4 protein-coding genes are annotated in these 4,595 nt (G+C 45.7%); 2 read left to right on the forward strand and 2 right to left on the reverse strand.

Annotated features, from left to right (window positions below):
- Window positions 1-79: 79 nt before the first annotated feature.
- Entirely contained in the window at window positions 80-487 is a 408-nt protein-coding gene (tnpA, locus tag RIG66_RS08905; protein ID WP_446338167.1) for an IS200/IS605 family transposase, read from the reverse strand.
- A gap of 54 nt (window positions 488-541) precedes the next feature.
- On the opposite strand from tnpA, the gene RIG66_RS08910 reads away from it, so the two are divergent.
- Together RIG66_RS08910 and RIG66_RS08915 are read left to right on the forward strand one after the other, a co-directional pair.
- Window positions 542-1,867, forward strand: a complete 1,326-nt coding sequence (locus tag RIG66_RS08910) for an RNA-guided endonuclease InsQ/TnpB family protein (protein WP_446377191.1) — start codon at window positions 542-544, stop codon at window positions 1,865-1,867.
- A gap of 44 nt (window positions 1,868-1,911) precedes the next feature.
- The gene (locus tag RIG66_RS08915; protein ID WP_446377193.1) at window positions 1,912-3,444 is read left to right on the forward strand and encodes a glycosyltransferase family 39 protein; all 1,533 of its coding nucleotides are present in this window, start codon (window positions 1,912-1,914) and stop codon (window positions 3,442-3,444) included.
- A gap of 21 nt (window positions 3,445-3,465) precedes the next feature.
- Here the strand turns inward: RIG66_RS08915 and RIG66_RS08920 are convergent, their stop codons facing one another.
- Window positions 3,466-4,431, reverse strand: coding sequence for a GDP-mannose 4,6-dehydratase (locus tag RIG66_RS08920; protein WP_446377195.1), 966 nt, complete (start codon window positions 4,429-4,431; stop codon window positions 3,466-3,468).
- Between the last annotated feature and the right edge of the window lie 164 nt (window positions 4,432-4,595).

Below are 4,595 nucleotides of genomic sequence, written 5' to 3' on the forward strand. Positions count from 1 at the left end.
TCAACGTATCGCGGGAGTCCCCACCCTCAGCGTTAGCAGGGTGGGGAGGGATAGCGGATTGCCGGAGGAACGAAGGCAATCAATCTTGAGGTGCTTCTTGGGATTTAATGTAAGCTTTGACTCTCTCAATGGGAGCGCCACCAGTAGAGGCAACATAATAAGAGCCTGACCAGAATGCTGACTTGGTATAAGTTTGTGATAGTTCCACAGCAAAGTCTTTTCTGATGATTCGACTGGAAGCAGACTTCATGCTGCCAATTAGAGATGAAAGTTTGTTGTCAGGATGAAAGTCTACCAATAGATGTACGTGATCGGCTTCTCCTGAGAACTCGACAAGGCGGCACTTTGTCTTAATACAAATATTTGCAAGCACCTCATGCAATCGCTCCAGCATTCCCGATGTAATAACCTTACGTCTGTATTTAGTTACGAACACTATATGCAGTTGAACAGAAAATACGGAGTGAGAACCTTTTCTGGCTTTCACTTGACATACCCCCACCTGAGTCTGTTAGATTAATGTTAACAGGAGGAAGCGGCAATGCCAACAAGACGTGTAACTTTTCGGCTATACCCCAATAAAAAGCAAGAGCAGACATTACGGTATCACCGTAAGTTGCATAAAGACCTGTATAACGCTGCTGTCTGCAATCGATTTACCCAGTATCAAAGGTTTAATCACCGAGTTGATTACTTTGAGCAGCAAAACTCTTTGCCTGCTTTCAAGGAAGTTTGGGGAGAGTACAAAGAATGTAATTGCATGACTTTGCAGGCTACGTTAAAGCGTGTTGATTACGCTTTTAATCGGTGGTTTAAAGGGTTAGCCAAGCGACCTAAATATAAGTCGATTAAGCATTATTCGGGCTGGACGTATCCGAGTAAAACAGGTTGGAAGGTACACACAACAGGTGATAACGGTTATCTGGAATTAGCCAAAATTGGTTCTATCCAGATGCGCGGTAAAGCCCGGATTTGGGGGACTCCGACAACTTGTACCATTGTTTATCGCAATGGCAAATGGTACGCCAGTATCACCGTTAACTTAACCGAGCTACAGGCGGCAACAAGACAAACAGATTTTGGCTCAGTTGGCATCGACTTGGGTTGCAAGTCAGCGTTGGCGATAACTGATGGGGAAAACCATTCTTTTATTGAAGCCCCTAAGTTTTTGCGAAAAGCTGAGGCAAAAATCAAGCATCTTTCTAAGGGAAAGCGTCGTAAAACGGCTCCCAATAGACAGAAGAAACAGAAAGGCTCTAGCCGGTGGAAAAAGACCCAAGCTAAAATTAGCAAAGTAACCCGTAAGGTAGCTAATCAGCGTCAAAATTGGGTACACCAAGTAGCAACAGACATTGTACGCTGTAATAGCTTCGTTGCTACAGAAAAACTAGAAGTCTCTAAAATGACCCGCCAAGCCAAAAAAGGTAAGCGCAAAAAGCAAAAAGCCGGACTAAACAAATCCATTTTAGATGTGGGCATGGGAATGCTAAGGTCAGCGATTGAATATAAAGTAAAAGACGCGGGTGGGGTTTTTGTTGAAGTTCCCACTCGCAAAGTTAAACCATCCCAAACCTGTCCTAACTGTGGAAATCAGCAGAAAAAGACCTTAGACGAAAGAGTTCATCATTGCCATAAATGCGGATTTACCATGGATAGGGACTTAGCCGCTGCCTTAGTCATGCTTTTGTGGGCATTAGGAAAGCTACCGGGGTTTGGAACGAGCCTCGTAGACGCAGATGTCTCTAGCTCTACTTCAGAAACTTGTAAGCGCAAGCGAACGGGAAGCATGAAGCAACTAGGGCAGGCGAAGCGTCGGAAACACAGCCCTACTGGTCTGGTTGTAGAAACCCAGACCTCAACGAAGTAGGTCTGGGTAGTTCATAACATACTCCATCAATTGGGTGAACTGATATGGGATCATCTACCTCGATAAACGCCAAATGGCGATCGGCTCATTTCCGGCAATGGCTGCCGATTAGCTTAATCGGATTAATCGCCGCAACCCTTTATCTTTACCAACTAGCAGAAGAAGGATTCTGGATTGACGAACTCACCAGTGTTACCGACATTCAAACAGGACGGGGATTACCGCCGAACAACCTAATTCGTCCCCTCTATTATATGCTGCTGAGTATCTGGATACAGGTTAGCAATCACGATGCTTGGCTGCGAGGATTATCCGTCCTTTTTGCGATAACCAGTGTTTTCCTTGTCTATCAGCTAGGTCGTCGTTTAGCAGGAGAAGCAGAAGGCTTAATCGCTGCCCTCATCTTGGCACTTTCACCCCTATTCATCAATCACGCCCAAGAAGTACGCATGTATACCATGAGTACTTGTTTGGGGTTAGGCGGTACCGTGGCTTTGACATACGCCCTGATGAGTGAGCCAGGGAAGCGTCCCAGTTTGGCGTCAATGGCTGGGTGGGCAGGTTTGCGACTCTTAGCCATATTCACAGTGCCGCTTAATCTGACGTTACTGATACCAGATATCCTGTTGGTGGGATGGAGATTCCGTAATCAACGCGCCGTGTTGTTCGATTTTGGCAAATGGCTACTGCTTATTGTGGTTTTGTGGGCTCCAGGTGTATTGTCTGTGGTTCAGATGGCGTCTCCTTCGTCCTCCTACGCCCAGCAAGGACATGTCGCGGGGAGACGAACCCCACATTTGATTGATGTTGTCCGCACCTTGAAGTTTTTTACAGTTTGGCCCTTCTCGGTGCAGTCGAATGCGATCGCCGCCTGGTTTTACAAGCTATTTACGGGACTATTGGCGGGCTTATTAGGTGCGGCGCTGATCAAAAATAAACATCACAATTCATCAAAGCTGTTTTGGGTTGCAGCCTGGGCATTTATTCCGCTTGGCTTGATATTTGGGTTTTCGTATATCTCAATGTCCCTTTGGGTGACCCGCTATTTGTTATTTGTCAGCCCTTACATTTTCATCCTACTGGCAGCAGGTTTGATGAGAGTATGGCGTCAGTGGCGAATCGTGGCGATAGCCATTGCGGTAGCCTATACAATAGCCGTTGCAGGTGGATTGGTGCGCTACTATACCGTTCAAGATCGACCCAATTATAAAGCCGTTGTCCAAGTAATTAACACCAACGAGCAACCGGGTGATGTAATTATTTGGTCGATGTATTATGACAAGGCACTAGCCCATTACTATCAAGGTTCCGCCCCAGCTCATCAACATATCCTTCCAAGCACTTTAGAGACATCTGATCTGGAACAGTTGGTGAGTGATTTACCACCAATTGAGTCGCGCTTTTGGTTAGCGACTCAAGTGTCTTCCCAAAGTTCTCCACTATTAGAGACATTCCTGGCAGAAAACTTCAATATCCTCACCCATAAGTCATTTGCTCAGAAGTTAGACAATGATGGAAGCATGGAGGTTTTCTTGTTAAGTCCGCGTTCTACGGATATTGAGACAAATAACCAATGACAGACAAATGACCATGCACTTTTATTGTGCCGAATCTTGCTTGGCTTGAACCATCATCCGCACAATATCAGGCATTTTATACTGAGCTTGCCATCCGAGTTTTTCTCTGGCTTTGGCGGGATTACCACGACTGATCGCTAAATCAGTTGGTCGGAACAAACTCCTATCCGTGATCACATAATCTTGCCAATTTAAGCCGACTGAATCAAAAGCCGCTACCACAAACTCTTCTAAGGTGTAACTCTCTCCCGTTGCAATCACATAATCATCCGGTTCTTCTTGTTGCAATATTTTATACATCGCCTCAACGTATTCCGGTGCCCATCCCCAGTCGCGTTTAATGCCAACATTGCCCAAATACAGCTTTTCTTGGCTACCTTGGGCAATCCGAGACACTGCCGCAACAATCTTTTGGGTCACAAATCGTTGGGGTCTCAGAGGAGATTCGTGATTGAACAGAATTCCGGAACACGCAAACAAACCGTAAGCTTCCCGATAGTTTGCCACTTGCCAAAAGGCAGCCGATTTTGCCACCGCATAAGGACTTCTTGGGCGAAATGGGGTCGTTTCATCCGCCGCTTCTGTGCCAATATCGCCAAAACATTCACTCGATCCCGCATTATAAAATTTAATTGGCTCACCCGTAAACCGAATCGCTTCTAAAAGATTTAATGTACCAACAGAAATACTTTCTAGGGTTTCTACGGGTTGCTCAAACGACAATCCCACCGAACTTTGTCCCGCCAAGTTATAAACCTCATCGGGTTGATTTTTCATCAGGACTTGCAGCACACTGCGAAAATCAGTGAGGGAGGCGGATTCTAGTTTCACTTGGTCACGGATACCCAGGCGGACTAGATTCTGAAAGGATGACATTTGAGCATCCCGTGATGTACCACAGACGCTATACCCTTCGTTGAGGAGTAATTTAGCTAGATAAGCGCCATCTTGACCGGACACGCCGCATATTAGTGCTTTTTTCATGATTGGTCATTGGTCATTGGTCATTGGTCATTGGTCATTGGTCATTGGTCATTGGTCATTGGTCATTGGTCATTGGTCATTGGTCATTGGTCATTGGTCATTTGTCATTGGTCATTGGTCATTGGTCATTTGTCATTGGTCATTTGTCATTGGTCAGGGAATAGGGA

Source organism: Coleofasciculus sp. E2-BRE-01, assembly GCF_040221695.1.
In the GTDB taxonomy this organism is placed as follows: Bacteria; Cyanobacteriota; Cyanobacteriia; order Cyanobacteriales; family Coleofasciculaceae; genus Coleofasciculus.